Here is a 25,258-nt window from a genome sequence, read left to right as displayed (position 1 = left end):
GGAGGCCTTTTTTGCCTGATGTTTTCGGTGAAGGAGGTCATCACAGGCTCGGACTTCATTTGTTCGGGGTGGCCGGCGAGGGAGCGGGCAGCGCCGCCAAGCCTTGGGCCTGCATCAGCGTGAGCGAGGTGACATAACTGGCGCTGTCGTACTTTTCGCCGCTGCGCTCACCCGGCCCGCCGGTGTGTTTGGTTTCCAGCACGTAGCTGCCCTGCCATGGCAGGCTGACCTTGAGCTTGCCCTGCGCGTCGGCCTGGTGCTCCTGGCTCCAGCCCGCGGCGGTGACGATGCTCACCTTGGCCTTGGGCAAGGGCTTGCCGTCGTAAAAGGCCTGCAGTTCCACGCTGTCCGCGGTGTGCTGGCCGGTGGGCACCAGGTCCAGCGTCAGCGCGGGCGGCTGGGCGCCGAAGCCAGCGACCAGGCGCGCCGCCGGGACGTAGATGCCGCGTGTGCTTTTGCCGCCCTCCTTGCGCTCGAAGCTCGGGTACGCGGTTTCTTCAGCGACGATGGATTCGCCCTGGGCGGCGCGCGCCGGCAGCACAAAACCCTGGGCCGATTTGGTCGGCAGCAGCGGCCTGGCGCCTGCCGCACCGATGAGCCGGCCGACCGGCTTGACGAACTTGTCCAACAGGCCGGGCGAGGTTTCGCGCAGGTTGTCGCCGAACTCGCCGAAATAAAGCACGGCGTTGCCGGTGCCGCCGCTGTCCTGCTCGATCCAGACATGGTGCGCCTGCGCGCTGCCCAGGAAAAGCAGGCCGGTGACGAAGGCGATGCGGCGAAAGGTTTGAAAGGGGGTGTTGTGCATGGGGACTCCTTTGAAAATTTCAGAACTTGTAGGTCACGCTGGTGACGACGGTGCGGCGCGGGCCGTAGAAGCAGTCGCCGCGTGCCAGGCAGGTGGTGATCTGCACCTTGTCGGCGAGGTTGTTGATGTTGAGTGCGAGCCGCCACGGGCCCTGGTCCCAGGCCAGCAGCGCGTCCAGCAAGGTGGCCGACGGTGTACGCAGCGCGTCCAGGCCGTCCCAGGATTCGCCGACGTAACGCACGCCGCCGCCCACCGTGAGCCCGCCCAGGCCGTCGATGCCGAAGCGGCGCATCAGCCAGGCCGAGGCGTTGTGCGCGGGCACGCTGGCCAGGCGTTTGCCCAGGTCGGTGCCGGTGCTGCGCGCGACGCGTGCGTCGGTGTAGGCATAGGCTGCGGTGGCGCTCCAGCCGCCGGCCATGCTGTGTTTGGCCTCCAGCTCGAGGCCCTTGGCATGCACCTCGCCGATCTGGATGCTGTTCAGCGGATTCGCCGGGTCGGTGGTCTTGCGGTTGGTGTCGCGCATCTGGTAAAGAGCAGCGAGCAGCGAGCTGCGGCTGCCCGCCGGCTCCCAGCGCAGACCGGTTTCCCACTGCTTGCCGCGCTGCGGCTTGAAGGGCGTGCCGTAGGCATCAACGCCGCCCAGCGGCAAAAAGGACTCGGCATAACTGAGGTAAGGCGCCCAGCCGCCGTCGGCCAGGTAGACCAGGCCGGCGCGTTTGGTCGTCGCCTGGTCGTCGGCTGCGGCCGCGGGCCGGCCTTCGGTGTCGGTCCTGGCGCTGTCATGGCGCAGGCCCAGCAGGGCGACCCAGCGGCCGAACTTCATCTGGTCCTGTGCATAGACGCCGAGCTGGCGCTGCACCACGCCGGGCTGCGCGGTAAACACCGTCGGCGTCGTGAAGTTGCCGTAGACCGGCGCATAGGCGTTGATGGCCGGCGCCAGGCCGCGAAACAGGCTTTGCGAGGTTTCGTTGCGCTGGACGTCCAGGCCGCCCAGCAGCGTGTGTTCGACCGCGCCTGTCCTGAAACGCGCCTCGGCCTGGTTGTCCAGCACCAGCATGTCCAGACCGTTGAGCTGCACGCCGACGTCGCGAATCACGCTGAGCTGGTCGGCATTGAACACCGGCCGCGCCGGCCGGCCGGTGCGGGCATTGCCGGTGAAGCTGGTGTACATGGTGCGGTAGTCGACCTTGCTCTGGGCGGCACGGAAGTTCTGCCGCACCGTCCAGGTGTCATTGACGCGGTGGCTGAACAGCCAGCCGGCCGAGGTCTGCTCGGTGTCGTAGCGGTCGAAGCCCGGCTCGCTGAGAAAGGTCGAGGTCGGGATCTGGCCGTAACGCGAGGGCAGCAGGGTGCCTTGCCACGGAAAGAAGCCGACCAGCGAGCCGCTTTTGTCTTTCTGGTGCAGCAGCTGCAGCGTCAGCGAGGTGTCGCTGTCGGGTTGCCAGGTCAGCGAGGGCGCCACCAGCATGCGGTCGTCGGACACGTGGTCGACCTGCGTGCCGCTGTCGCGGCCGATGGCGACCAGGCGGTACAGCCACTTGCCTTCGCTGTCCAGCGGCCCGGTGAAATCGGCTGCCAGCTGGCGGCGCCCGTTGTTGCCGGCCTGCAGCTGCACTTCGCGCTGGGTCTCGGCCAGCGGGCGCTTGGACACCAGGTTCAGCACACCGCCCACGCTGCCCTGGCCGTAGAGCACCGACGACGGGCCGCGCAACAGCTCCACGCGTTCGAGCGTGTACGGGTCGGGCCGGGTGGTGTTGTAGAAGTTGTAGGTGCGCTGCAGGCCGTCGAGGTACTGCACCGGGTCGGTGCCGCGGAACTTGAAGGCGTCGCCGCGGCTGTCGAAAAAGCTGCTGGCCACGCCCGCGCTGTAGGCGGTGGTGTCGCGCAGGGTCTGGGCGCCCTGGGCCTCCATCTGGTCACGCGTGACCACCGAGATCGCCTGCGGCGTCTCGATCAGCGGTGTGTCGGTTTTGGTGGCGGTGGCCGCGCGCCGGGCAATGAAGCCGCTGACCGGGCTGGTCGCGGTCTCTCTGGCGGCCTCTTCCTTGACCGTGATGGACGGCAGGGTTTGTGCGCCGGCCAGCTGCGCCATGCACAGGGCAAGTGGGGCGAGGGCGAAATTTGCTACAAGTTTGGTAGCTGATCGCGCAGGACCGGCGGGCGCCGGAAGCTGTTTTTGCTTGAAAAATAAAGGGGAGGTGGACATGCTGAAGCCTGGGCTGGGTTAGAGCTGGCTTCACTGCAGAGAGATGGCTGGCGGGTTTTTATTGTAACTTAATAATGAGAATTATTCGCATTTGTATGGCGCCCGAAAAAAAGCGGGGTCGTGCCCCGCTTCGGTTGTCGGCTCCGAGTCCGTGTCAGCTCAGCTCGCCCATCTGGCTTTGCAGGTAGTTCTGGATGCCGACCTTGGCCACCAGCTCGATCTGGGTTTCCAGGAAGTCGATGTGCTCCTCGGTGTCGTCCAGAATGCCCTGCAGCAGGTCGCGCGAGACGTAGTCACGCACGCTTTCGCAGTGGGCAATGCCGTCCTTGATCGTGGCCTGTGCGCCGGTTTCGGCCTTCAGGTCGCAGTTGAGGGCTTCCGGCACGTCCTCGCCGATCATCAGTTTGCCGAGGTCCTGCAGGTTGGGCAGGCCGTCGAGCATGAAGATGCGGTCCATCAGTTTGTCGGCGTGTTTCATCTCGCCGATGGACTCCTCGTATTCCTTCTTGGCGAGCTTGTCCAGGCCCCAGTGCTTGTACATGCGGTAGTGCACGAAGTACTGGTTGATGGCGGTCAGCTCGTTCTTGAGCTGGGCCTGCAGGTGGGTGATGACTTGGGCGTCGCCTTTCATGGCATTTCCTTGTTGTTGGTGATGTCGATGCTGCATTGTCTCCCGGCGGCTGCTTCTGCTCAAGGCATGCCCTCACGCGGGCGGTCGGCTTGCGTGTGAGTGTGATAACCGTTCGCATTGCGCAAGGCCGCGACACGGACACAAAAAAGCCCGCCAGGGGCGGGCTTTTTCAGAGGCAAGCCTGCGCGCTCAGTGCGCCGCCGCCGGGCTGCGGATCAGGTAGTCGAACGCACCCAGCGCGGCCTTGGCGCCGTCACCGGCCGCAATGATGATCTGCTTGAAGGGCACGGTCGTGGCATCCCCAGCGGCAAACACGCCGGGCAGCGAGGTCTGGCCTTTGGCATCGACAATGATCTCGCCGTGTTTGGAGAGTTCAACCACACCCTTGAGCCAGTCGGTGTTGGGCACCAGGCCGATCTGGATGAACACGCCTTCGAGCGGCACCGTTTTGAGCTCACCGGTTGCGCGGTCCTTGTAGATCAGGCCGTTGACCTTCTGGTCGCCGGTGATCTCGGTGGTCTGCGCATTGGTGAACACGTCGACGTTGGCCAGGCTTTTCAACTTGTTCTGCAGCACCGCATCGGCACGCAGCGCGGTGTCGTACTCGATCAGCGTCACATGGCCGACGATGCCGGCCAGGTCGATCGCCGCTTCCACGCCGGAGTTGCCGCCGCCGATGACCGCCACGCGTTTGCCCTTGAACAGCGGTCCGTCACAGTGCGGGCAATAGGCCACGCCCTTGTTCTTGAACTCCTGCTCGCCGGGCACGTTGATGTTGCGCCAGCGTGCGCCGGTCGAAATGATCACGGATTTGCTTTTCAGCGAGGCGCCGCTTTCGAGCTGGATCTCGATCAGGTCCTTGCCCGGTCCGCTGTGGGGCACCAGCGCCTTGGCGCGCTGCAGGTTCATGATGTCCACGTCGTAGTTGCGCACGTGTTCTTCCAGCGCGTGGGCGAACTTGGGGCCTTCGGTTTCCTTGATCGAGATGAAGTTCTCGATGCCCAGCGTGTCCAGCACCTGGCCGCCGAAACGCTCCGACGCCACGCCGGTGCGAATGCCCTTGCGCGCCGCGTACACGGCCGCAGCCGCGCCCGCCGGGCCGCCGCCGACGATCAGCACATCGAAGGGGTCCTTCTCGCTGATCTTTTTGGCTTCACGCTCGACGCCGCTGGTGTCGATCTTGGCCAGAATCTCTTCCAGGCTCATGCGGCCGTTGCCGAACATGGTGCCGTTGAGGAAAACCGTGGGCACGCCCATGATCTCGCGCTCCTTGATCTCGTCCTGGAAGGTGCCGCCTTCGATCATGGTGGTCTTGATGCGCGGGTTCTGCACCGCCATCAGGTTCAGCGCCTGCACCACGTCCGGGCAGTTGTGGCAGGTCAGCGAGACATAAACCTCGAAGTCGAGGTCGCGGTCCAGCGCGCGGATCTGCTCGAGGATCGCTTCCTCGACCTTGGGCGGGTAACCGCCGATCTGCAGCAGCGCCAGGATCAGCGAGGTGAATTCATGGCCCATGGGCAGGCCGGCAAAACGCGGGCCGTGGTTTTCACCCGGGCGGTTGATGGAGAAAGAGGGTTTGCGGTGCGGATCGTCGCGGCTTTCGGTCAGCGTGACCAGCGGCGAGGACGCAGCCACGTCTTTCAGCAGCGACAGCACTTCACCCGAAGCCTCGCTGTCGTCGAGCGAGGCGACGATCTCGATCGGCTGCGTGGCGCGTTCGAGGTAACTTTTCAGTTGGGCTTTGGTGGCGTCGTCGAGCATGGAAAACTCACTTTCGTTGTCAATATCGTGTCAAAAGGGAACAAAAAAGCCCGGGGCACACCCCGAGGTGTGTTTCGCCCGGGCTGGGACGGCGGGGCTTAGATCTTGCCGACGAGGTCGATGGACGGGGCGATGGTCTTGGCGCCTTCGTTCCACTTGGCAGGGCAGACCTGGCCGGGGTGCGCTGCGGTGTACTGGGCGGCTTTCAGCTTGCGCAGGGTTTCCTTGACGTCGCGGGCGATTTCGTTGGAGTGCACTTCAGCGGTCTTGATGATGCCATCGGGGTTGATCACGAAGGTGCCGCGCAGTGCCAGGCCTTCTTCGGGGATGAACACGTCAAAAGCCTTGGTCAGCGCGTGGGTCGGATCGCCGACCAGCGGGAACTTGGCCTTGCCGACGGCGGGGGAAGTCTCATGCCACACCTTGTGCGAGAAATGGGTGTCGGTGGTCACGATGTAGACCTCGGCGCCGGCCTTCTGGAATTCGGCATAGTTGTCGGCAGCGTCCTCGACTTCGGTCGGGCAGTTGAAGGTGAATGCGGCCGGCATGAAGATCAGGACCGACCATTTGCCCTTCAGCGATTCGTCTGAAACGTCAATGAACTTGCCATTGAGGAAGCCTTGGGTTTTGAAAGGCTGGACTTGGGTATTGATCAGGGACATGGGGTTTCCTCTATTGATGACGACGTAAAAATTAACGACAGGGATAGCTTAAGGTCTGGTCGATGATTAATCCAATTAATTGAATGTATTCATGTCATGCAGTATGGCTATCGTCAGATGCAAGACCTGCTTGCTACCAAAAATAGAGCGTGTGGCGTCCGTGTCTGCTGGGGAAGCGCGGCTTTTTTGTTGAAGAAATGCCCTTGGCGTCCGCTGGCAAAGGCTTCGCGCAAAATAAATACGCCAGATTGCCGACTAGCCCAATAGCCGCGGGCGCAAGCCGCTATCAAAATCAGAGCGACTAATGGGCCGGAAGGTCAGTACTCCAGCCGCTCGGGCCGGATCTCCTGCAGGATGGTGGTGGCGATCTCTTCGATCGACTTGGTCGTGGTCGACAGCCAGCGAATGCCTTCGCGCCGCATCATGGCTTCGGCCTCGTGGATTTCGTCGCGGCAGTTGGCCAGGCTCGCGTATTTCGAGTTCGGCCGGCGTTCGTTGCGGATCTGGGCCAGGCGCTCGGGGGCGATCGTCAGGCCGAAGATCTTCTTGCGGTGTGGCACCAGCGCCGGTGGCAGCTGGCGGCGCTCGAAATCTTCCGGAATCAGCGGGTAGTTCGACGCTTTCAGCCCGTACTGCATCGCCAGGTACAGCGAGGTCGGTGTTTTGCCGCTGCGGCTCACGCCGACCAGGATCACGTCGGAGCCGGCCAGGTCCTTGTTGCTCTGGCCGTCGTCGTGGGCCAGCGAGAAGTTGATGGCTTCAATCCGGTCGTCATAGGCCTTGCTTTTGGAGGCGTCCGAAAAACGGCCGACCCGGTGGTTCGACTTGATGCCCAACTCTGTTTCCAGCGGCGCAACAAAGGTGCCGAACATGTCCAGCATCATGCCGTGGCAGTGGGCCTTGATGACGGCCAGGATCTCCATGTTGACCAGCGTCGTGAACACAATCGGCCGGTTGCCCTCGACCGTGGCGGCGTGGTTGATCTGGCGTACCGCCTGATGCGCCTTGTCCACGCTGTCGATGAAGGGCAGGCGCACGTGGCGCGCCGTGAATTCAAACTGCGCCAGGATGGCGTTGCCAAAGGTTTCGGCGGTGATGCCGGTGCCATCGGAGATGAAAAATACGGTGCGGTTGGGCATGTTGGGCCTGGTTTGATGGCAAAGCGCCTACATGGACCATGCAGGCGGCGTTCTACAATCCGGTGGATTATCCAGATTTGCGACACCATGCCCCGCCACAACCCCTTCCAACAACCACAAGGTTGCCTGCCGCGCATGGTCGATACCCCCGTTTTTAAACCTCCCGGAGTATTTTCATGTCCAATTTGTTTGAGGCGACCGCCTTGGTCGTACCGTTTGAAAACCTGAGGATGACCGACGTCGAGTCGGTCGGCGGAAAAAACGCCAGCCTCGGCGAAATGATCTCGCAACTGCCGACCGGCCCCAAGGGCGTGCAGGTGCCCACCGGCTTTGCCACCACCGCCCACGCCTTTCGCGTGTTTCTGGCCCACGACGGGCTGGACAAGAAAATCAACGCCGTTCTGGACAAGCTGGACACCGACGACGTGCGCGCCCTGGCGGTTGCCGGCGCCCAGATCCGAACACTGGTGGAAGCCCAGCCTTTCCCGCCTGAACTGGAAAAATCGGTGCGCAGCAGTTTTGCCGCCCTGAGCGCGGGCAACGCTCAGGCCAGTTTTGCGGTCCGCTCGTCGGCCACCGCGGAAGACCTGCCCGACGCTTCGTTTGCCGGCCAGCAGGAGACCTTTCTGAACGTGGTTGGCATCGAGGAAGTGCTGCACAAGATGAAAGAGGTGTTTGCCTCGCTCTACAACGACCGCGCCATCAGCTACCGCGTGCATCAGGGTTTTGCCCATGCTGACGTGGCCCTGTCGGCCGGCGTGCAGCGCATGGTGCGCAGCGACCTCGGCGCGGCCGGCGTGATGTTCACCATCGACACCGAAAGCGGCTTTGAAGACGTGGTGTTCATCACCTCCAGCTATGGGCTGGGCGAGACGGTGGTGCAGGGCGCGGTGAATCCCGACGAGTTCTATGTGCACAAGCCCATGCTCAAGGCTGGCAACCGCGCCGTGATCCGCCGCAACCTCGGCAGCAAGCTGCTGCAGATGGAGTTCACCACCGCGGACGAAAAGAAGGCCGGCGGCAAGCTGGTCAAGACCACCGACGTGCCGGCCGAACTGCGCAACCGCTACTCGCTGACCGATGCCGACGTCGAGCAGCTCGCGCGTTACGCCGTCATCATCGAAGACCACTACGGCCGTCCGATGGACATCGAATGGGGCAAGGACGGCACCGACGGCCAGCTCTACATCCTGCAGGCGCGGCCCGAGACGGTGAAAAGCCAGTCCAAGGGCAAGGCCGAGCAGCGCTACAAGCTCAAGGGCACCGGCACCGTGCTGGCCGAGGGCCGCGCGATCGGCCAGAAAATCGGCACCGGTCCGGTCCGCATCGTGCACAACATCAGCGAGATGGACCAGGTCCAGCCCGGCGACGTGCTGGTGACCGACATGACCGACCCGAACTGGGAGCCAGTCATGAAACGCGCCAGCGCCATCGTGACCAACCGCGGCGGGCGCACCTGCCACGCCGCCATCATCGCGCGCGAGCTCGGCATTCCGGCCGTGGTCGGCTGCGGCGACGCCACCGAACAGCTCAAGGACGGCATGCTGGTGACGGTCAGCTGCGCCGAGGGTGACACCGGCAACATCTATGACGGTCTGCTGGAAACCGAGGTGACCGAGGTGCAGCGCGGCGAGATGCCGCCCATCGACATCAAGATCATGATGAACGTCGGCAACCCGCAGCTGGCGTTTGATTTCTGCCAGGTGCCCAACCACGGCGTGGGCCTGGCGCGGCTGGAGTTTGTCATCAACAACAACATCGGCGTGCACCCGAAGGCCATCCTCGACTACCCGCAGGTCGATGCCGACCTGAAGAAGGCGGTGGAAAGTGTGGCGCGCGGCCATGCCTCGCCGCGCGCTTTTTACGTCGACAAGGTGGCCGAAGGCATCGCCACCATTGCCGCGGCCTTCTGGCCTAAGCCGGTGATTGTTCGCCTGTCGGACTTCAAGTCCAACGAGTACCGCAAGCTGATTGGCGGTTCGCGTTACGAACCTGAAGAGGAAAACCCAATGCTCGGTTTCCGCGGCGCTGCGCGTTACCTCAGCCCCGATTTTGCCGAGGCCTTTGCCATGGAATGCGAAGCTCTCAAGCGTGTGCGCAAGGACATGGGCCTGACCAATGTGGAAGTGATGGTGCCTTTTGTGCGCACGCTGGGCCAGGCCAAGGCAGTGACCGAGCTGCTGGCGAAGCACGGCCTCCAGCGCGGTCAGGACGGCCTGCGCATCATCATGATGTGCGAGGTGCCGAGCAATGCGGTGCTGGCCGACCAGTTCCTCGAATACTTTGACGGCTTCTCCATCGGTTCGAACGACCTCACCCAGCTCACCCTGGGTCTGGACCGCGACTCCGGCCTGGACATCCTCGCCAAAGACTTCGACGAACGTGACCCGGCCGTCAAGGCGCTGCTGAGCCAGGCGATTGCGGCCTGCAAGCGCCAGGGCAAATACGTCGGCATCTGCGGCCAAGGCCCCAGCGACCACCCGGACTTTGCCCTGTGGCTCAAGGAGCAGGGCATCGGGTCGATCTCGCTGAACCCGGACACCGTCATCGACACCTGGAAGCAGCTGGCCAACTAGGCCGTTGGGGCTGACTTGCGCCGCCCACGCGCGGCGCAGGTCAGGCGCAACCGTCCCCTTGTAGGCACTTGGTTCTAGCTTCGTCCGCAAGCGGCCAGAACCAAGGGAAAGTCCTAGTAGGGGTTTCAACGGGGTTCGCCGCCCTCTGTGGCAATTTGTAAGAAGTCGGTAAGCACCGCGGCAACAATCAAGCCATTGTTGCCAGGGGTCTTATGCTTTTTGCCGCGTCCACTCTCAAATTGATAGCAGAGATCGCATTGCTCGCGTTGTTCGGGCAGTGGGTGCTGGGCATGCTGGCGGGCGCGAAGAAAGACAGCAACCTGTTTTATCAAATCCTGCAAATCGTCGGCAAACCTTTTGTGGTGGCTGCGCGCTTCATCACCCCGAAACAAATCATTGACCGCCACGTTCCATTCGTGGCGTTTTTGTTGCTGCTGTTTATCTGGATAGCCGCGACCCTGACGCGTATCCGGATCTGTCTTGAAATTGGTGTGGAGCTCTGCAAATGAACACGATTCTGGCCTACTGGTATCTCAAGCTGCAGGCGCTGATCCTGCTGGTGTTCAGCAAGCAGCAGGCGGCCCTGGAGAAATTTGACCAGATGCTGGTGCTGCGGCCGGGTGACCGTTATGCCCTGGCCAGCCGCGCCCATGTCCTTGCGCAGGAAGGCGACAAACACGGCGCCATCGCCGCACTGCGCTTGCTGACCGAGCGTTACCCCGACAACGCCGCGGCCTGGTTCAACCTGGCTTACATGCTGGAAGACATCGGCGGCCACGCCGACGCGGAGCCCGCCTTTCGCCGGGCGCTGGACATCGAACCCAAGATGGACCGGGCCTGGTATGGCCTGGCCCTGCTGCTGATTCGCGACCGCCGCTTCGACGAGGCGGTGCAGGCACTCAAGAAAAACACAGAACTGCAACCCATGAGCCCGTTCGGCTGGTATCAGCTTGCGCGGGTTCATGTTGACAGGCAAGACCCTGATGAGGCGGTGAAGGTCATTCGCCACCTCAAACGGTTTGAGCCTAAAGTAGCCGCCCAGCTGGAACGCGAGACGGGATTGAGCATTGCTCAGTCTTCCTGACGGCAAACCAGCTGAGTGGTTATTTGATGGCCAGGGTCTGAGCCCAGGCTTATAAAAGAGACGCGATCCGGCTTGCAGGCCACGCTTGGGGAAAAAGTGGTGATCGTGATGTGCCCGAAAGGGTGTTGTTAGATGGAGGCAAGTGTTATGCAGTTGACTGACAACCATCGCCGTTATTGGCGCAAGAACCTCAACATCACGGGAATCCTTCTCGTGATCTGGTTCGTCGTGACGTTCGTCGTGAGCTACTACGCCCGCGAATTGAGCTTCAATTTCTTTGGCTGGCCTTTCAGCTTCTGGATGGGAGCGCAAGGGGCTTTGGTGATCTACGTGGCGATCATCGGGTATTACGCCTGGTACATGGGCAAGCTCGACATCGAACACGGTGTTGAAGAAAGCGAGGAATAATCATGGCTGGAATGTTTGGTAACGACGCCGGCACTAACACTGCCGCCTCCAATGCGGCCTTCAAGGCAGGCCTGAGCAAGGTCTACACCTGGTACACCGGGGGCTTCCTGGCCTTCGTGGTCGTACTGGCTGTTCTCGAGCAGATGGGCTTGTCCCGCCAGTGGATCGGCCTGATCTTCCTGCTGGCTACCATCGGTCTGTACGCCGGCATCGGCATCATGAGCCGCACGACCGACGCTGCCGAATACTACGTGGCAGGACGCCGAGTCCCGGCCATGTACAACGGCATGGCGACGGGCGCTGACTGGATGTCGGCCGCGTCCTTCATCGGTATGGCCGGAACGCTCTACCTGACGGGTTACAGCGGCCTGGCCTTCATCATGGGATGGACCGGCGGTTACTGCCTGGTGGCCCTGTTCCTTGCGCCCTACCTGCGCAAGTTCGGCCAGTTCACGATCCCCGACTTCCTGGGCGAGCGGTATGGCGGCAACCTGCCACGCTTTCTGGGTATCGTCGCTGCGATTCTGTGCTCCTTCACCTATGTGGTGGCACAGATTTACGGCGTCGGCATCATCACTGCGCGGCTGACCGGTGTGGCTTTTGAACTCGGGATTTTCCTGGGTCTGGGCGGCATTCTGGTCTGTTCCTTCCTGGGCGGCATGCGTGCTGTGACCTGGACGCAGGTGGCCCAGTACATCATTTTGATCGTGGCTTACATGATCCCGGTGGTGTGGCTGTCGGTCAAACAGACCAGCGTTCCGATTCCGCAGGCAATTTACGGCTTCCAGCTGCAAAAAGTCACTGCCAAGGAAAAAGAGCTGACCACCAACGCCAAGGAAATCGAAGTCCGCGAGATCTACAAGCAGCGTTCGGCTGCCCTGGATGCCAAGCTCAAGAACCCGGCCGCTGCGCTGGCTGCCGACAAGGCCGCCGCCGAAAAAGCCGTGGCAGACCTGAAGGCCGCCAATGGTGCGCTGTCGGAAATTTCTGCGGCTGAAAAAGCGCTGGCTGCGGTGCCGAAAGACGAAGCTGCCGCCAAGAGGGCCTGGACCGCTGCAAAAGCCGGGGCTGACGCCAAGGCCAAGCCGCTCAACGGCATGCCTCCGCATGCGCAGCAGTTTGCCGGTGACCCCAACGGCGATGCCGCTGCCCAGAAAGCCTACGACGTTTCGCGTCGCAACTTCCTGGCGCTGATTTTCTGCCTGATGGTGGGTACCGCCGCGCTGCCGCACATCCTGATGCGTTACTACACGGTGCCCAGCGTGAAGGAAGCGCGGCAGTCCGTCACCTGGTCGCTGTTCTTCATTTTCCTGCTGTACTTCACCGCGCCTGCCTTGGCGGTGCTGGTGAAATACGAGGTCTTCACCCTGGTGGTGGGCACGCCGTTCAACGCGTTGCCGGAATGGATCACTGCCTGGAACCGGGTCGATCCGACGCTGCTGTCGGTGGTGGACATCAACAAGGACGGCATCCTGCAGCTCAACGAGATGTCCATCGGTGGTGACATCATCGTGCTGGCCGCGCCCGCGATTGGCGGCCTGCCTTACGTGGTGTCCGGCCTGGTGGCTGCCGGTGGTCTGGCTGCGGCGTTGTCAACTGCCGACGGCCTGCTGCTGACGATTGCCAATGCGCTGTCACATGACCTGTACTACAAAATGATCGACCCGAACGCATCGACCGCACGCCGCGTGACCATCTCCAAGGTCCTGCTGCTGATTGTTGCGCTGGCTGCCGCTTATGTGGCTGCCCAGAAACCGGCCGACATTCTGTTCCTGGTCTCTGCGGCGTTCTCGTTCGCAGCAGCAGCGTTCTTTCCGGCGCTGACCCTGGGGATCTTCTGGAAACGTGCCACCGGTATCGCTGCCTCCCTGGGCATGATTGCCGGCTTGGGAACCACGTTCTACTACATGATCACCACCCAGCCCTGGATGCGCGGCCTGTTTGGCATCACTTCACCAGTTCAGCTCTGGTGGGACATCCAGCCGATCTCGGCCGGTGTCTTCGGTGTGCCGATCGGCTTTGCCGTGATCATCCTGGTCAGCCTGGTCACCCCTGCGCCTAGCCGCAAGGTCCAGGAACTGGTTGAGCATGTGCGCTACCCAACCCTGCGCGCCGACCCCGTGCGCTGATTCCCGCGGGGTCCTGAACTGACCGGAAGCTCCGGTCAGCTTCACCCCTAAAGCCCGGCAACGCGAGTTGCCGGGCTTTTTTCGTTGGGACGGGCTTCACCCCCAATGTCCTGATGGCGCGGTGGGAAAGGGGCCCCGGGCGCCCGGCGGAACCGGGTTTTGGGCGGGTCTGCCGTCTCAGGCTATAATCATGGGCTTCGCCTTGCTGCACCCTTAACGACGCTGGGGCAGCTTCAACCAAACCACAAGGAGAGTTTATGCGTCATTACGAGATCGTCTTGCTGATCCACCCGGATCAAAGCGAGCAAGTCCCAGCCATGCTGGAACGTTACAAGGGCATGATTACCGCCGGCGGTGGAAAAGTGCATCGTGTGGAAGATTGGGGCCGCCGCCAGCTGGTGTACCTGATCCAGAAACTCGCCAAAGCCCACTACCTGTGCATCAACATCGAAGCCAGCCAGGCTGTGATGGAAGAAATTGAACACGCGTTCAAGTTCAACGACGCCGTGTTGCGCCACCTGACCGTGGTCAAGAAAAAGGCTGAAACCGGCCCGTCCCTCATGATGCGCAACGTCGAGAGGGAAGAAGCCCGCAAGGCCCAGCAGCAGGAGTATGCGGCCTGACCCTTCATCGGGTTGCCCCACATGCTGTTGAACAACTGATTGCTGCGCATCGTCGCAAGATCATGATTCTGCAGTGAACCGCGTTGAATTGACCGCTTGTATCGCCGAGGCCAGTCCTCTTCGCTACACCCCCGCTGGAATCCCCGCTGCCAATGCCGTCCTCGAACACGAGTCCGAAATGACAGAAGCAGGTTCCACCCGGCAGGTCCACTTGACAATGAAGGCGGTTGCTTTTGGTACGCTGGCTGAGCAAACAGGCCAGTTGCCCCTAGGCAAAGCTTTCAGGTTCACCGGTTTTCTGGTCAATGCCCGCGGCAGCAAGAGCGTTGTTTTCCATATTCAAGCCATCGAATCAGTACCGAACCCCATTTAAGGAGTCCATCATGCCCGGACCAAAACGTTTCAACAAAGACAAGCGCCCCAAGCGCAATACCCAATCCCTGCTGTTCAAACGCAAGCGTTTTTGCCGTTTCACAGCCGCTGGTGTTGAAGAAATCGACTACAAGGACATCGACACCTTGCGCGATTTCGTTGCCGAAAACGGCAAGATCATCCCCGCTCGCCTGACCGGCACGCGCGCGATTTTCCAGCGCCAGATCAACACCGCCGTCAAGCGCGCTCGCTTCCTCGCGATGCTGCCTTACAGCGACCAGCACCGCAGCCTGTAAGGAACACGACCATGCAAATCATTCTGCTCGACAAAGTCGTCAACCTGGGCAATCTGGGTGAAGTCGTCAAGGTCAAGGACGGCTACGCCCGCAATTTCCTGATCCCTTCCGGCCGCGCACGTCGCGCCACCGCCATGGCGATCAAGGAATTCGAAGTCAAACGCGCCGAACTTGAAAAAGCCGCCGCTGCCAAGCTGGCCGAAATGCAAGCCCAGGGCGAAAAGCTGAGCGGTACCACCGTCAAGCTCACGCAAAAAGCGGGCGTGGACGGCCGTCTGTTCGGCTCCGTCACCAACCATGACATTTCGGCCGAGCTGACCAAGCAGGGCTTCCCCGTGCTCAAGTCGCAGATCCGCATGCCCAACGGCCCCCTGAAGACCGTCGGCGACCACCCGGTGACCGTGGCACTGCACACCGATGTGGCTGTGGACATCACCGTGACCGTGTACGGCGAATCCGCTTAAACAGCTTCGCTGCCCTCCGGAAAAGCCGCTCGCTGAGCGGCTTTTTCAATGGTGCGTCCATTCACATCCTGTACAGGGTTGTGCCCCTGTTATTCACGACTTATCAACAGCTTTTCACAGTGACGCCAGGCCCGCTTGGCGCTAGCATGTAGGGCTGTCAAGGAAACCCATGTCCGCCGTACTTTCCACCGCTCCCGATCCCCGTTACAGCGCCGACCGGCAGATTGCCCAGCTGCGCATTCCGCCGCATTCCATCGAGGGCGAGTCCAGTGTTCTGGGCGGACTGTTGCTGGACAACGGCGCCTGGGACCGGGTCGGCGACCTGCTGGTGGATGAGGATTTTTACCGCTACGAACACAAGCTGATCTACGCAGCCGTTGGTGCCCTGATCAACGCGACCAAGCCGGCCGACGTGATCACGGTCTACGAACACCTGCAGAACCTGGGCAAGGCCGAGGATGTCGGCGGCCTGAGTTACCTGAACTCGCTGGCCCAGTACGTGCCCAGCGCCGGCAACATCCGGCGTTACGCCGAGATCGTGCGCGAGCGCTCCATTTTGCGCAAGCTCGTGGCCGCCAGCGACGAAATCGCCACCCACGCCTTCAACCCGCAGGGCAAGGCTGTGGCCATGATCCTGGACGAGGCCGAGCAGAAGATTTTCAAGATCGGCGAGCAGGGCTCGCGCATGAAGCAGGGTTTCCAGAGCATGGACACCCTGGTGGTGAGCCTGCTGGACCGTGTGACCGAGATGTCGGAAAACCCGAACGACGTCACCGGCGTGCCGACCGGTTTTTACGACCTCGACAAGATGACCTCGGGTTTCCAGGCCGGTGACCTGGTCATCTTGGCGGCGCGGCCGTCCATGGGCAAAACCGCGCTGGCCATCAACATCGCCGAACACGTGGCGCTCAACGAAGGCCTGCCGGTGGCGGTGTTTTCGATGGAGATGGGCGCCTCGCAACTCGCGGTGCGTATCGTCGGCTCGATTGGCCGCATCGACCAGACCCACTTGCGCACCGGCGCGCTGACCGACGAAGAGTGGCCGCGCCTGACCGAAGCCATCGAGAAGCTGCGCAACATCTCCCTGCACATCGACGAAACGCCGGGTTTGACGGTCAGCGAGTTGCGCGCCAACGCCAGGCGCCTGGCGCGGCAGTGCGGGAAGCTGGGTCTGATCGTGGTGGACTATCTGCAGCTCATGAGTGTGTCCAGCGGCATGGCCGAGGAAAACCGCGCCACGGCCGTTGGTGAAATCTCGCGCGGCCTGAAGATGCTGGCCAAGGAACTGCAGTGCCCGGTGATTGCGTTGTCACAGCTGAGCCGCGGCGTCGAGTCACGTACCGACAAGCGCCCGATGATGAGCGATTTGCGCGAGTCTGGCGCCATCGAGCAGGATGCCGACATCATCATGTTCATCTACCGCGACGAGTACTACACCAAGGACGCCTGCAAGGAGCCCGGCGTGGCCGAGGTCATCATCAGCAAGCAGCGGAACGGCCCGACCGGAACGGTCAAGCTGGCCTTCATCAACCGCATCACCAAGTTCGAGAGTCTGGCGCATGGCGGCGGCGGAGATTTTTAAGTAAAAATGGGCCTTGGCCCTTTGTTTGCAAGCGTCTATAGCTATCTATTTGATAGCATTCAAGAGCTGCGACCTTATTCCAGGTCTTCCATCGCCAGCATGTGGTATTTCTGGGCGTAGGAAAACGGCTGCTTTCTCACCACGGCCATCACGCGCTCCGTCTCCTTCTCGGAGGGAGCGTGCACCATCAGGGCGTGCTGGCCTTGGCGGGCCAAGGCGACGTATTTCTGGACGGTGGCGCCTTCGGTGCCGACCGACGGCAAGATCACATCAGACTCGCCGTCCACCTTGCCGATCTCGCGCAGGATGGTGTCGGGCTCCAGCCGCATGATGGCTTCGCCGTCGAAGCCGCTTTCCTCCAGCTCCCGTGCCGCCTGCTCGGCCTGGGCACCCTCGGGAAACATGATGAAGGCATAACCTGTGGGGTAGAACACGCCTGTCAGGGTCAGCATCTTGGGGTGGAGTGCAAATGTTTTCATGGTGAATCCTTTCGAGGTGATTCATCATTAGTGCACGGCCGCACCACCTTGTCTGTAGGCCGGTTCGCACAAATCGCATGCAGCGCCGGCCTTCGTGCGGATCAGTTCAGGGCAGTTCTTCGGTCCGGAGGGCGGGCTCCGACATGACGCGGGCAGTGCTGGACAGGCCGTCGAGCAACCGGTTCGCAAAATAGCTGCTCTGCGTGTCTGGTTCCAGCGCAGCGATCACGAGGTTGGCCAGCGGCTGGTTCAAGGGCACGTAATAACTGCCGGAGGGCGCATCGATCACGCCGCGCACCAGCGCCACTTCGGCCCTGACGATCTGCCCGGCATCGGCGATGCTGCCGCGCACGTCCTGCCGGACGCCGGTCGAGCTCGCCGTCTCGCGGTACAGGTCGCCCAGCATGGACGCCGGTTCGGCCACCCGCAGCACCTGCACGCCATGCAGGCGCAGCCGTTCCACAGCCGTTCGCGATCCTGCCGACAGCCAGTAGCCGCAAGGGCGCACGCGGGTCTTGAGCTTGCGCAGCGTGAGTGCCGAGTTCCAATCCACCTTGAGGGTCTTGTCGGCACCGGTTACCGGGTCCAGCATGACGAGTTCCTGCTGGGTGAGGGTGGGCCCGGCTTCAATCACCGCCTCCTCCTTGCAGGCCAGGGCGCTCATCTCCTTCTCGACATAGGGCTGCAGCTGGCCCAGTTCGCTGGCCCGTTGGGCGGTGCTGGCGAGCACGCTGGAGATCGCGGTGACATGGGTGTGCACGCGGCGCTGGATGTGCAGCCGGCCTATGCCCACGCCGCGGGTTTCGATCAGCAGGCTGACTGTGTTTTTCAGGCCGCTGACGTTGCGGCCGGTATCGGGCTGCGTGCCGCCCATCGAGATGGTCTTGTCCGCCAGGTCCGTCGACGTGGTGTAGTACCACTCGGTGCTGAGCCCCTGTCCCTTGAGGGCGGCCACCAGCGGCCGGCGGTACCACTCTTCGGAGGCCTTGGTCAAAAACTCGGGGATGTTGGCCGTGGTCGCGTACTGCAGCAGGGCGTCGTACTTCTGCACGGTGCCGAATTTCTGCAGAAAACGGCCCACCACGGTGTATTCGTGGGCATCGACCACGACCGTCGGGTGGTAGTCGCGCGCAAGCCGGGCCAGGGCCTGGGCTTCCGGCGTGTTGAGCAGCAGGTGGTCGCGGTTCATGTCCAGGCCGCCGGCAGTCACACGTTTGTTGTCCATCGATCCATCGGGGTTGGCACGCGGCACGATGATGACGTTGACACGATCGAGCACCGGCCGCAGCAGGCCTTGCGTGAGCTCGCGGGCCACGACCAGCAAGGCTTCGGTGCCGGCGGGTTCGTCGCCATGCTGCTGGCCGACCAGCAGCACGGTGGGACGGGCCGAGGCCGCGATGGCGGCAGCGTCCGTGCCGGCGGCACGGGTCAGCACCAGGGCTTCGAGGGTTTCGCCGCGTTGCGACTGGCCAATCGGCAGCACGGCGGCTTTCAGGCCCGGTGAGCGCGAGGCCGCTGTGCCGAGTTCGCGCAGCCAGGTCTGGATTTCGGCATTCGAGGTGAAGCTGGTACGCCCTTCCTGCAGGCCGGGCGTGTTGTAGATGACGGAAGGGGCCGGAAAGCGCGCGGCAACGGCGGCGCTGTAGGGGGCGGCGCTGGAAGGTGAGGGGGCCATCGCCGGCCGGTCGGGGACCGGCTGGACGACAACAGCGGGAAGGGGGGCAGGCGCAGGTGCCACCACCACCCGCGGCGGGGGCGAGACCGTGCCGGTGGGCCCCGGCCAGGGCGGCAGTGGCACCGAGGTGCAGGCCGCCAGCGCCAGCAGCAGCGGCAGCAGGACGACGGCGCGGGGGCCGCTACCGCGATGGCGCAGGAAGAAGGGCGATGGGGGCGATTGACGGTTCATCCGCAGGGGCAGGTCGGTCTTGGTCATGGCTTGGTGTTGGGAAGGCCGGCGCAGGTGCAGCGCAAGCTGCCATTATCCGGCCTGTGCGCCGCTGCCGGTGTGGGGGCCTACCCTTTGGTGCACGCGGGTGCAGCATTTTCGCCACCCGTTCGCGGCGCCGGTCGGGCCCGCATGAGAAACTACGGCTTCCATGCTCCTTGAATCCGCTCCTTCCTCCATGAATTCCGGTTCGTCCCCCGCACACCGCCTCAGCGTGGCGCCGATGATGGACTGGACCGACCGGCATTGCCGCTATTTTCACCGTCTGCTGTCACGCCATGCCTTGCTCTACACCGAGATGGTGACCACCGGCGCGCTGGTGCATGGCGATGTGGCACGGCACCTGCGTTTCAATGCTGAAGAACATCCGGTGGCACTGCAACTGGGTGGCAGCGAGCCGGCCGACCTGGCGCACTGCGCCAGGCTCGGCGAGTTATGGGGCTACGACGAAATCAACCTCAACTGCGGCTGTCCCAGCGAGCGTGTGCAGCGCGGCGCTTTCGGCGCCTGCCTGATGGCCGAGCCGCAACTGGTGGCCGACTGCGTCAAGGCCATGGTCGATGTGGTGAAGGTGCCCGTCTCCGTCAAGCACCGCATCGGCATCGACAAGGGTGAGAGCTACGGTTTCGTGCGCGACTTTGTCGGTGTCGTCAGCGAAGCCGGCTGCAGAACTTTCATCGTGCATGCGCGCAATGCCTGGCTCAAGGGCCTGAGCCCGAAGGAAAACCGCGAGGTGCCGCCGCTGCGTTACGAGATGGTGCACCAGCTCAAGCGCGAGTTTCCGGGGCTCACCATCGTCATCAACGGCGGCCTCACCACCGGCGAGCAGGTGGCGGCGCAGTTGCGCGAGCTCGACGGCGTGATGATCGGGCGCGAGGCTTATCACAACCCCTGGTGGCTGGCTTCCTGGGACGAGGCCTTTTTTGGCGCGGCGCCCGGCGAGGCGACGCGTGAATCCGTCGAGGTGCAGATGGCCGACTACATGGCCAGGGAGTTCACGGAACACGGCACGCCCTGGCCGACGATCGCCCGCCACATGCTGGGCCTGCGCCACGGCCTGCCGGGTTCGCGGCGCTGGCGCCAGGTGTGGAGCGACCACAAGCTGAAAAACCTGCACCCGCGTGAGGTGATGGTGCTGGCCCATGCGCCAGGCGCTGCGGGCGAAAGCGCTGAATCTTCGTTGCAGTTTGCGGTGCAGGCGCATGCCTGATGCCGCGCAGCGCGACACGCGCCGGGCGCTGCTGCTCCTGTGGCTGGTGCCGGCGCTCTGGGCCGTCAACTACATCGTGGCGCGCAAGGCGCCCGGCGTCATTGGTCCCTACATGCTGGCCCTGGGACGCTGGGGTCTGGCCGCCCTGATCCTGGTGGTGATCACGCGGTCGGAGCTGTGGGAGCAACGGGCGGCGATCACGCGGGCCTGGCGGCAATACCTGGTGCTCGGCATCCTGGGCATGCTGATTTGCGGTGCCTGGGTGTATGAAGGGGCGCGCTCCACCGGGGCGATGAACATTGCGCTGATCTATTCGGCCTCGCCGGTGCTGATCGCCCTGGGGGCGATGTGGTGGCTGGGCGAGGGTTTTGGCGCGCGGCAGGCGGCCGGCGTGCTGCTGGCGCTGACGGGCGTGGTTCACGTGGTCGTCAAGGGGCGCTGGACAGCGCTGGCCGACGTGCAGTTTGTGGCAGGGGATGGCTGGATGCTGGCGGCCACGGTGTCCTGGGCGGCCTATGCGCTGCTTCAGAAAAGGTGGCCCAGTTCCCTGAGTGCGACGGCGCGGCTGGCCGCGATCTGCATAGGCGGCACCCTGGTGCTGCTGCCGCCGGCGGTGTGGGAGGCGACGCGGCCCGGCGCGGACGCCCTCGGTAGCCAGGCGGTGCTGCTGGTGGTGGTGGCCTCGCTGATTCCCGGCGTGGGTGCCTACTGGATCTATGGCTGGGCGCAGAAAATCCTCGGGGCCAGCCGGGTGGCCGTGGCGCTGTACCTGGGCCCGCTTTACGCGGCGGGGGCGGCCTGGCTGCTCGGGGAGCCACCGGGTTGGCACCATGCGGTGGGCGCGCTGCTGATCCTGCCGGGGGTTTTTCTGGTCACCCGGCCGATCAAACAGCCTGTCAAGCCGCCGCTTCCAGCCCGTTCCTGAAGTGTTCGCGCATGCGCTGCACGGTGGCCTCGGCGTCGCGCGCGTCCAGCGCCGCCATGATGGCCCGATGTTCGGCCAGTGACTCTTCGATGCGGCCACTTTTGAGCAATGAGTTGTGGCGGTTCAGCTTCATGACCTTGCGCAGGTCCGCTACCATCTGGTCGCGCCAGCGGTTGTTGGCGATTTCCAGCAGGCGCATGTGGAAGGTTTCGTTGATCTGGAAAAACCGTTCGCGGTTGCCCACGGCTTTTTCGAGCTCGCTGTGCAGGGTTTTCAGCTCCTGCAGCTGGGCTTCGGTAGCCTGGGCCGCCACCACACCCGCGGCATCGCTTTCCAGCAGCGACAGCAGGTGGTAGACGTCGGCCAGGTCGCGCTCGGATACTTCGGTGACGTAGGCGCCGCGCCGCACCTTCATGGTCACCAGCCCTTCGGTCGCCAGCACCTTGAGAGCCTCGCGCAGCGGTGTGCGGCTGATGCCGTATTCCTCGGCCAGCTTGAGCTCGTCGATCCAGCTGCCGGGCGCCAGTTCGCGGCTGAAAATGCGCTGGCGCAAAAGCTCCGCCACTTCTTCGTAAAGTGCGCGGGGGGTCAATGAAACAGCGGCCATGGTCTTGTTAGGGTGTCGATTGCAGCCGTAGGGCTAGACAACGCAATCTTATCTGAAACTAAATTTTGCATCAATAATTATAAATAATGTAAACTCGCCCAATCGGCAGGTTGCCTGCCCAACCCTATCGAAACACGCGCCATGAGCACCCCCAAATCCCCAGCCAGCCCTGAATTTGCCCCTGCCAGCCTGGAGGCTTGGGCCAAGGCGGCCGCCAAATCGGCGCCCGGCGGCGACGTCAGCGCGCTGAACTGGCAGACCCCCGACGGCATCAGCGTGAAGCCGCTGTACACCGCCGAAGACATCAAGGACTTGCCTTACACCAACACCCTGCCGGGTTTTGAGCCCTTCATCCGCGGCCCGCAGGCCACCATGTATGCGGTGCGCCCCTGGACCATCCGCCAATACGCAGGCTTTTCCACGGCGGAAGAATCCAACGCTTTCTACCGCAAGGCGCTGGCCGCCGGCGGGCAGGGTGTGTCGGTCGCGTTCGACCTGGCCACGCACCGCGGCTACGACAGCGACCATCCGCGCGTGACCGGTGACGTCGGCAAGGCGGGCGTGGCGATTGACAGCGTCGAGGACATGAAAATCCTGTTCGACCAGATCCCGCTGGACAAGGTGTCGGTGTCCATGACCATGAACGGCGCGGTGTTGCCGGTGCTGGCCGGTTATGTGGTTGCGGCCGAAGAGCAGGGCGTGGCGCAGGACCAGCTCAGCGGCACCATCCAGAACGACATCCTGAAAGAGTTCATGGTGCGCAACACCTACATCTACCCGCCGGCGCCCAGCATACGCATCATCGGCGACATCATCGAGTACACGGCCAAACACATGCCGAAGTTCAACTCGATCTCCATCAGCGGTTACCACATGCAGGAAGCCGGCGCGAACCAGGCGCTGGAACTGGCCTTCACGCTGGCCGACGGCAAGGAATACGTGAAAACGGCGATTGCCAAGGGCCTGGACGTCGACGGTTTTGCCGGACGCCTGAGTTTCTTCTGGGCGATCGGCATGAACTTCTACCTCGAAGTCGCCAAGATGCGCGCGGCGCGCCTGCTCTGGTGCCGCATCATGAAAGAGTTCAACGCCAAAAGCCCGAAGAGCCTGATGCTGCGCACCCATTGCCAGACCAGCGGCTGGAGTCTGACCGAGCAGGACCCCTACAACAACGTGGTGCGCACCACCATCGAGGCCATGGCGGCGGTCTTCGGCGGCACCCAGAGCCTGCACACCAACAGCTTTGACGAGGCGATTGCCCTGCCGACCGAGTTCTCCTCGCGCATTGCGCGCAACACCCAGCTCATCATCCAGGAAGAAACCCACATCCCCAACGTGATCGACCCCTGGGCCGGCAGCTACATGATGGAAAAGCTGACGCAGGACATGGCTGATGCCGCCTGGGCCATCATCGAGGAAGTCGATGCCATGGGCGGCATGACCAAGGCGGTGGACAGCGGCTGGGCCAAGCTCAAGATCGAGGCCGCGGCCGCTGAAAAGCAGGCGCGCATCGACAGCGGCAAGGACGTCATCGTCGGCGTCAACAAGTACAAGCTCAAGACCGAGGATGCAATTGAAACCCGCGACATCGACAATGTCGCCGTGCGTGACGGGCAGATCACGCGTCTCAAGGCGATCCGCGCCAGCCGCGACGGCTCGGCGGTGCAGGCCGCGCTTGACGCGCTGACCGCTGCCGCGGAGCAGGGCGATGGCAACCTGCTCGATTTATGCATCAAGGCCATGCGCCTGCGTGCCACGGTGGGCGAGGTCAGCGATGCGCTGGAAAAAGTTTACGGGCGCCATCGCGCCGATACACAAAAGGTGACCGGTGTGTACGCAGCAGCTTATGACTCGGCCGAAGGCTGGGAAAACCTCAAGTCTGAAATCAACGCCTTTGCCGAAGCCCAGGGCCGCCGCCCGCGCGTGATGATTTCCAAGCTGGGCCAGGACGGCCACGATCGCGGCGCCAAGGTGGTGGCCACGGCCTTTGCCGATCTCGGTTTCGACGTGGACATGGGGCCGCTGTTCCAGACACCCGAAGAATGCGCGCGCCAGGCGATCGAGAACGATGTGCACGCTGTCGGCGTCTCGACGCTGGCCGCCGGCCACAAGACGCTGGTGCCGGCCATCATCGCCGAACTGAAGAAGCAGGGCGCCGACGACATCATTGTGTTTGTTGGTGGTGTGATTCCGCGGCAGGATTACGACATGCTTTATGAAGCCGGCGTGAAAGGCATTTACGGCCCCGGCACACCGATCCCGGCCAGCGCGAAGGATGTGCTCGAGCAGATCAAGGCTGCGCTGAAGTGACTTCCGGCGAACTGGTGGATGCAGTGCTGCATGGCGACGCCGCCGCGCAGCGCCGTGCCATCGCCAAAGCCATCACTTTGCTGGAATCCACCCGCGCCGATCACCGTGCGCTGGGTGACGAGTTGCTGACGGCCCTGCTGCCGCACACCGGCAAGGCGTTTCGCCTCGGTATCAGCGGTGTGCCCGGTGTCGGTAAATCGACCTTCATCGAGGTGCTGGGCCTTTATCTGATCAAGCAGGGTCACCGCGTGGCCGTGCTGACCATCGACCCGTCATCGAGCGTCTCGGGCGGCTCCATCCTTGGTGACAAGACACGCATGGAAAAACTGTCGGTGCATGAACGCGCCTACATCCGGCCCAGCCCGTCCAGCGGCACGCTGGGCGGTGTCGCTGAAAAAACCCGCGAGGCCATGCTGGTCTGCGAAGCGGCCGGCTACGACGTGGTGATTGTGGAAACCGTGGGTGTGGGCCAGAGTGAAACCGCGGTCGCCAACATGACCGACATGTTTGTGCTGATGCAGCTGCCCAATGCCGGCGACGACCTGCAGGCAATCAAGAAAGGCGTGATGGAGCTCGCCGACCTGGTGGTCATCAACAAGGCCGACATCGACGCCGATGCCGCGATGCGCGCGCAGGCGCAGATCGCCTCCGCCATGCGCCTGTTCGGGCTGGTCAACAACGCGATGGGCCAGGCGCAGGCAGCGGCCTATGACACCTTCTGGCACCCGCAGGTGATCCAGCTCAGCGCGCTGCACAACCAGGGGGTCGATGCCTTCTGGGCAGCGGTGACGCAGTTCAGGAACATCCAGACTGCCAACGGCCGGCTGGCCGAGCGCCGCCGGCACCAGTCGCTCGCGTGGATGTGGGAGCGCATCGACGCCGGGCTCAAGCAGGCTTTCCGGCAGGACCCGGCGGTCAGCGCCTTGCTGCCGACCCTGGTGGCCGATGTCGAAAGCGGCCGCATCCCGGCCTCCACCGCAGCACGAAATCTGCTTGTAGCCCAATCGGGACGGGCGCTAGCAGCTATCAAATAAAGAGCATACA

Annotated in this window: 23 protein-coding genes; 14 read left to right on the top strand and 9 right to left on the bottom strand. The window is 63.1% G+C overall.

The features are described 5' to 3' along the window. Positions 1 to 55 precede the first annotated feature (55 nt). From AAG813_RS14485 to AAG813_RS14460, 6 genes are all read right to left on the bottom strand, one after another. Positions 56 to 805 carry a DUF4198 domain-containing protein gene (locus AAG813_RS14485; RefSeq protein ID WP_341916301.1) on the bottom strand — a complete coding sequence of 250 codons (750 nt, stop codon included), beginning with the start codon at positions 803 to 805 and terminating at the stop codon, positions 56 to 58. A 19-nt stretch (positions 806 to 824) separates the two neighbouring features. Beyond that, positions 825 to 3,011, bottom strand: coding sequence for a TonB-dependent siderophore receptor (locus AAG813_RS14480; RefSeq protein WP_341916299.1), 2,187 nt, complete (start codon positions 3,009 to 3,011; stop codon positions 825 to 827). A 154-nt stretch (positions 3,012 to 3,165) separates the two neighbouring features. Continuing rightward, complete coding sequence (bfr, locus tag AAG813_RS14475) at positions 3,166 to 3,642, bottom strand: bacterioferritin (RefSeq protein ID WP_341916297.1); 477 nt, start codon at positions 3,640 to 3,642, stop codon at positions 3,166 to 3,168. A 189-nt stretch (positions 3,643 to 3,831) separates the two neighbouring features. Continuing rightward, complete coding sequence (gene ahpF / locus AAG813_RS14470; RefSeq protein WP_341916296.1) at positions 3,832 to 5,403, bottom strand: alkyl hydroperoxide reductase subunit F; 1,572 nt, start codon at positions 5,401 to 5,403, stop codon at positions 3,832 to 3,834. Positions 5,404 to 5,501: 98 nt separating this feature from the next. Then, complete coding sequence (ahpC, locus tag AAG813_RS14465) at positions 5,502 to 6,065, bottom strand: alkyl hydroperoxide reductase subunit C (protein WP_341916294.1); 564 nt, start codon at positions 6,063 to 6,065, stop codon at positions 5,502 to 5,504. A gap of 317 nt (positions 6,066 to 6,382) precedes the next feature. After that, complete coding sequence (locus AAG813_RS14460) at positions 6,383 to 7,204, bottom strand: pyruvate, water dikinase regulatory protein (RefSeq protein WP_341916293.1); 822 nt, start codon at positions 7,202 to 7,204, stop codon at positions 6,383 to 6,385. A gap of 176 nt (positions 7,205 to 7,380) precedes the next feature. Here AAG813_RS14460 and ppsA point away from each other — a divergent pair, with 176 nt between their 5' ends. The 10 genes from ppsA (at position 7,381) to dnaB (ending at position 16,738) form a co-directional block, all read left to right on the top strand. Further along, complete coding sequence (gene ppsA / locus AAG813_RS14455) at positions 7,381 to 9,780, top strand: phosphoenolpyruvate synthase (RefSeq protein WP_341916291.1); 2,400 nt, start codon at positions 7,381 to 7,383, stop codon at positions 9,778 to 9,780. 212 nt (positions 9,781 to 9,992) lie between these two features. After that, positions 9,993 to 10,289: a hypothetical protein gene (locus tag AAG813_RS14450; RefSeq protein WP_341916289.1), complete on the top strand. Its 297-nt coding sequence runs from the start codon at positions 9,993 to 9,995 to the stop codon at positions 10,287 to 10,289. After that, a complete protein-coding gene (locus tag AAG813_RS14445) occupies positions 10,286 to 10,864 on the top strand; it encodes a tetratricopeptide repeat protein (protein WP_341916288.1) in 579 nt (192 codons plus the stop codon). The genes AAG813_RS14450 and AAG813_RS14445 overlap by 4 nt, the downstream gene beginning before the upstream one ends. A gap of 147 nt (positions 10,865 to 11,011) precedes the next feature. After that, positions 11,012 to 11,272 carry a DUF4212 domain-containing protein gene (locus AAG813_RS14440; protein WP_096667957.1) on the top strand — a complete coding sequence of 87 codons (261 nt, stop codon included), beginning with the start codon at positions 11,012 to 11,014 and terminating at the stop codon, positions 11,270 to 11,272. A gap of 2 nt (positions 11,273 to 11,274) precedes the next feature. Beyond that, positions 11,275 to 13,401, top strand: a complete 2,127-nt coding sequence (locus tag AAG813_RS14435) for a sodium:solute symporter family protein (protein ID WP_341916285.1) — start codon at positions 11,275 to 11,277, stop codon at positions 13,399 to 13,401. Positions 13,402 to 13,658: 257 nt separating this feature from the next. Continuing rightward, positions 13,659 to 14,024, top strand: a complete 366-nt coding sequence (gene rpsF / locus AAG813_RS14430; protein WP_007871089.1) for a 30S ribosomal protein S6 — start codon at positions 13,659 to 13,661, stop codon at positions 14,022 to 14,024. Between the two features lie 73 nt (positions 14,025 to 14,097). Then, on the top strand, positions 14,098 to 14,397 hold the full coding sequence (gene priB / locus AAG813_RS14425; RefSeq protein ID WP_341916280.1) for a primosomal replication protein N: 300 nt from the start codon (positions 14,098 to 14,100) through the stop codon (positions 14,395 to 14,397). A gap of 10 nt (positions 14,398 to 14,407) precedes the next feature. Beyond that, on the top strand, positions 14,408 to 14,692 hold the full coding sequence (gene rpsR / locus AAG813_RS14420) for a 30S ribosomal protein S18 (RefSeq protein WP_077592883.1): 285 nt from the start codon (positions 14,408 to 14,410) through the stop codon (positions 14,690 to 14,692). 11 nt (positions 14,693 to 14,703) lie between these two features. Beyond that, positions 14,704 to 15,156, top strand: a complete 453-nt coding sequence (gene rplI, locus AAG813_RS14415) for a 50S ribosomal protein L9 (protein WP_341916277.1) — start codon at positions 14,704 to 14,706, stop codon at positions 15,154 to 15,156. Between the two features lie 169 nt (positions 15,157 to 15,325). Then, positions 15,326 to 16,738, top strand: coding sequence for a replicative DNA helicase (dnaB, locus tag AAG813_RS14410; protein ID WP_341916275.1), 1,413 nt, complete (start codon positions 15,326 to 15,328; stop codon positions 16,736 to 16,738). 74 nt (positions 16,739 to 16,812) lie between these two features. On the opposite strand, the gene AAG813_RS14405 is transcribed toward dnaB, so the two are convergent. Beyond that, complete coding sequence (locus tag AAG813_RS14405) at positions 16,813 to 17,217, bottom strand: RNA-binding protein (protein ID WP_341916273.1); 405 nt, start codon at positions 17,215 to 17,217, stop codon at positions 16,813 to 16,815. Between the two features lie 106 nt (positions 17,218 to 17,323). Next, positions 17,324 to 19,123, bottom strand: coding sequence for a M14 family metallopeptidase (locus AAG813_RS14400; RefSeq protein WP_341916352.1), 1,800 nt, complete (start codon positions 19,121 to 19,123; stop codon positions 17,324 to 17,326). Between the two features lie 217 nt (positions 19,124 to 19,340). Here AAG813_RS14400 and dusA point away from each other — a divergent pair, with 217 nt between their 5' ends. Together dusA and AAG813_RS14390 are read left to right on the top strand one after the other, a co-directional pair. Then, on the top strand, positions 19,341 to 20,372 hold the full coding sequence (gene dusA, locus AAG813_RS14395; protein WP_341916271.1) for a tRNA dihydrouridine(20/20a) synthase DusA: 1,032 nt from the start codon (positions 19,341 to 19,343) through the stop codon (positions 20,370 to 20,372). Further along, positions 20,365 to 21,297: a DMT family transporter gene (locus AAG813_RS14390; RefSeq protein WP_341916270.1), complete on the top strand. Its 933-nt coding sequence runs from the start codon at positions 20,365 to 20,367 to the stop codon at positions 21,295 to 21,297. The genes dusA and AAG813_RS14390 overlap by 8 nt, the downstream gene beginning before the upstream one ends. Here the strand turns inward: AAG813_RS14390 and AAG813_RS14385 are convergent. After that, positions 21,269 to 21,904 (bottom strand): GntR family transcriptional regulator, encoded by a 636-nt coding sequence (locus AAG813_RS14385; RefSeq protein ID WP_341916268.1) that lies wholly within the window; start codon positions 21,902 to 21,904, stop codon positions 21,269 to 21,271. The genes AAG813_RS14390 and AAG813_RS14385 overlap by 29 nt on opposite strands. Before the next feature lie 141 nt (positions 21,905 to 22,045). Between AAG813_RS14385 and scpA the strand changes: the two genes are divergently transcribed. Together scpA and meaB are read left to right on the top strand one after the other, a co-directional pair. Continuing rightward, on the top strand, positions 22,046 to 24,214 hold the full coding sequence (gene scpA / locus AAG813_RS14380) for a methylmalonyl-CoA mutase (protein WP_341916266.1): 2,169 nt from the start codon (positions 22,046 to 22,048) through the stop codon (positions 24,212 to 24,214). Next, complete coding sequence (gene meaB, locus AAG813_RS14375) at positions 24,211 to 25,248, top strand: methylmalonyl Co-A mutase-associated GTPase MeaB (RefSeq protein WP_341916264.1); 1,038 nt, start codon at positions 24,211 to 24,213, stop codon at positions 25,246 to 25,248. Before scpA ends, meaB begins: the two co-directional genes overlap by 4 nt. Positions 25,249 to 25,258 lie beyond the last annotated feature (10 nt).

The organism is Polaromonas sp. YR568, from assembly GCF_943371715.1.
In the GTDB taxonomy this organism is placed as follows: Bacteria; Pseudomonadota; Gammaproteobacteria; order Burkholderiales; family Burkholderiaceae_C; genus Polaromonas.
This window is presented reverse-complemented; position numbering and strand designations above follow the sequence as displayed.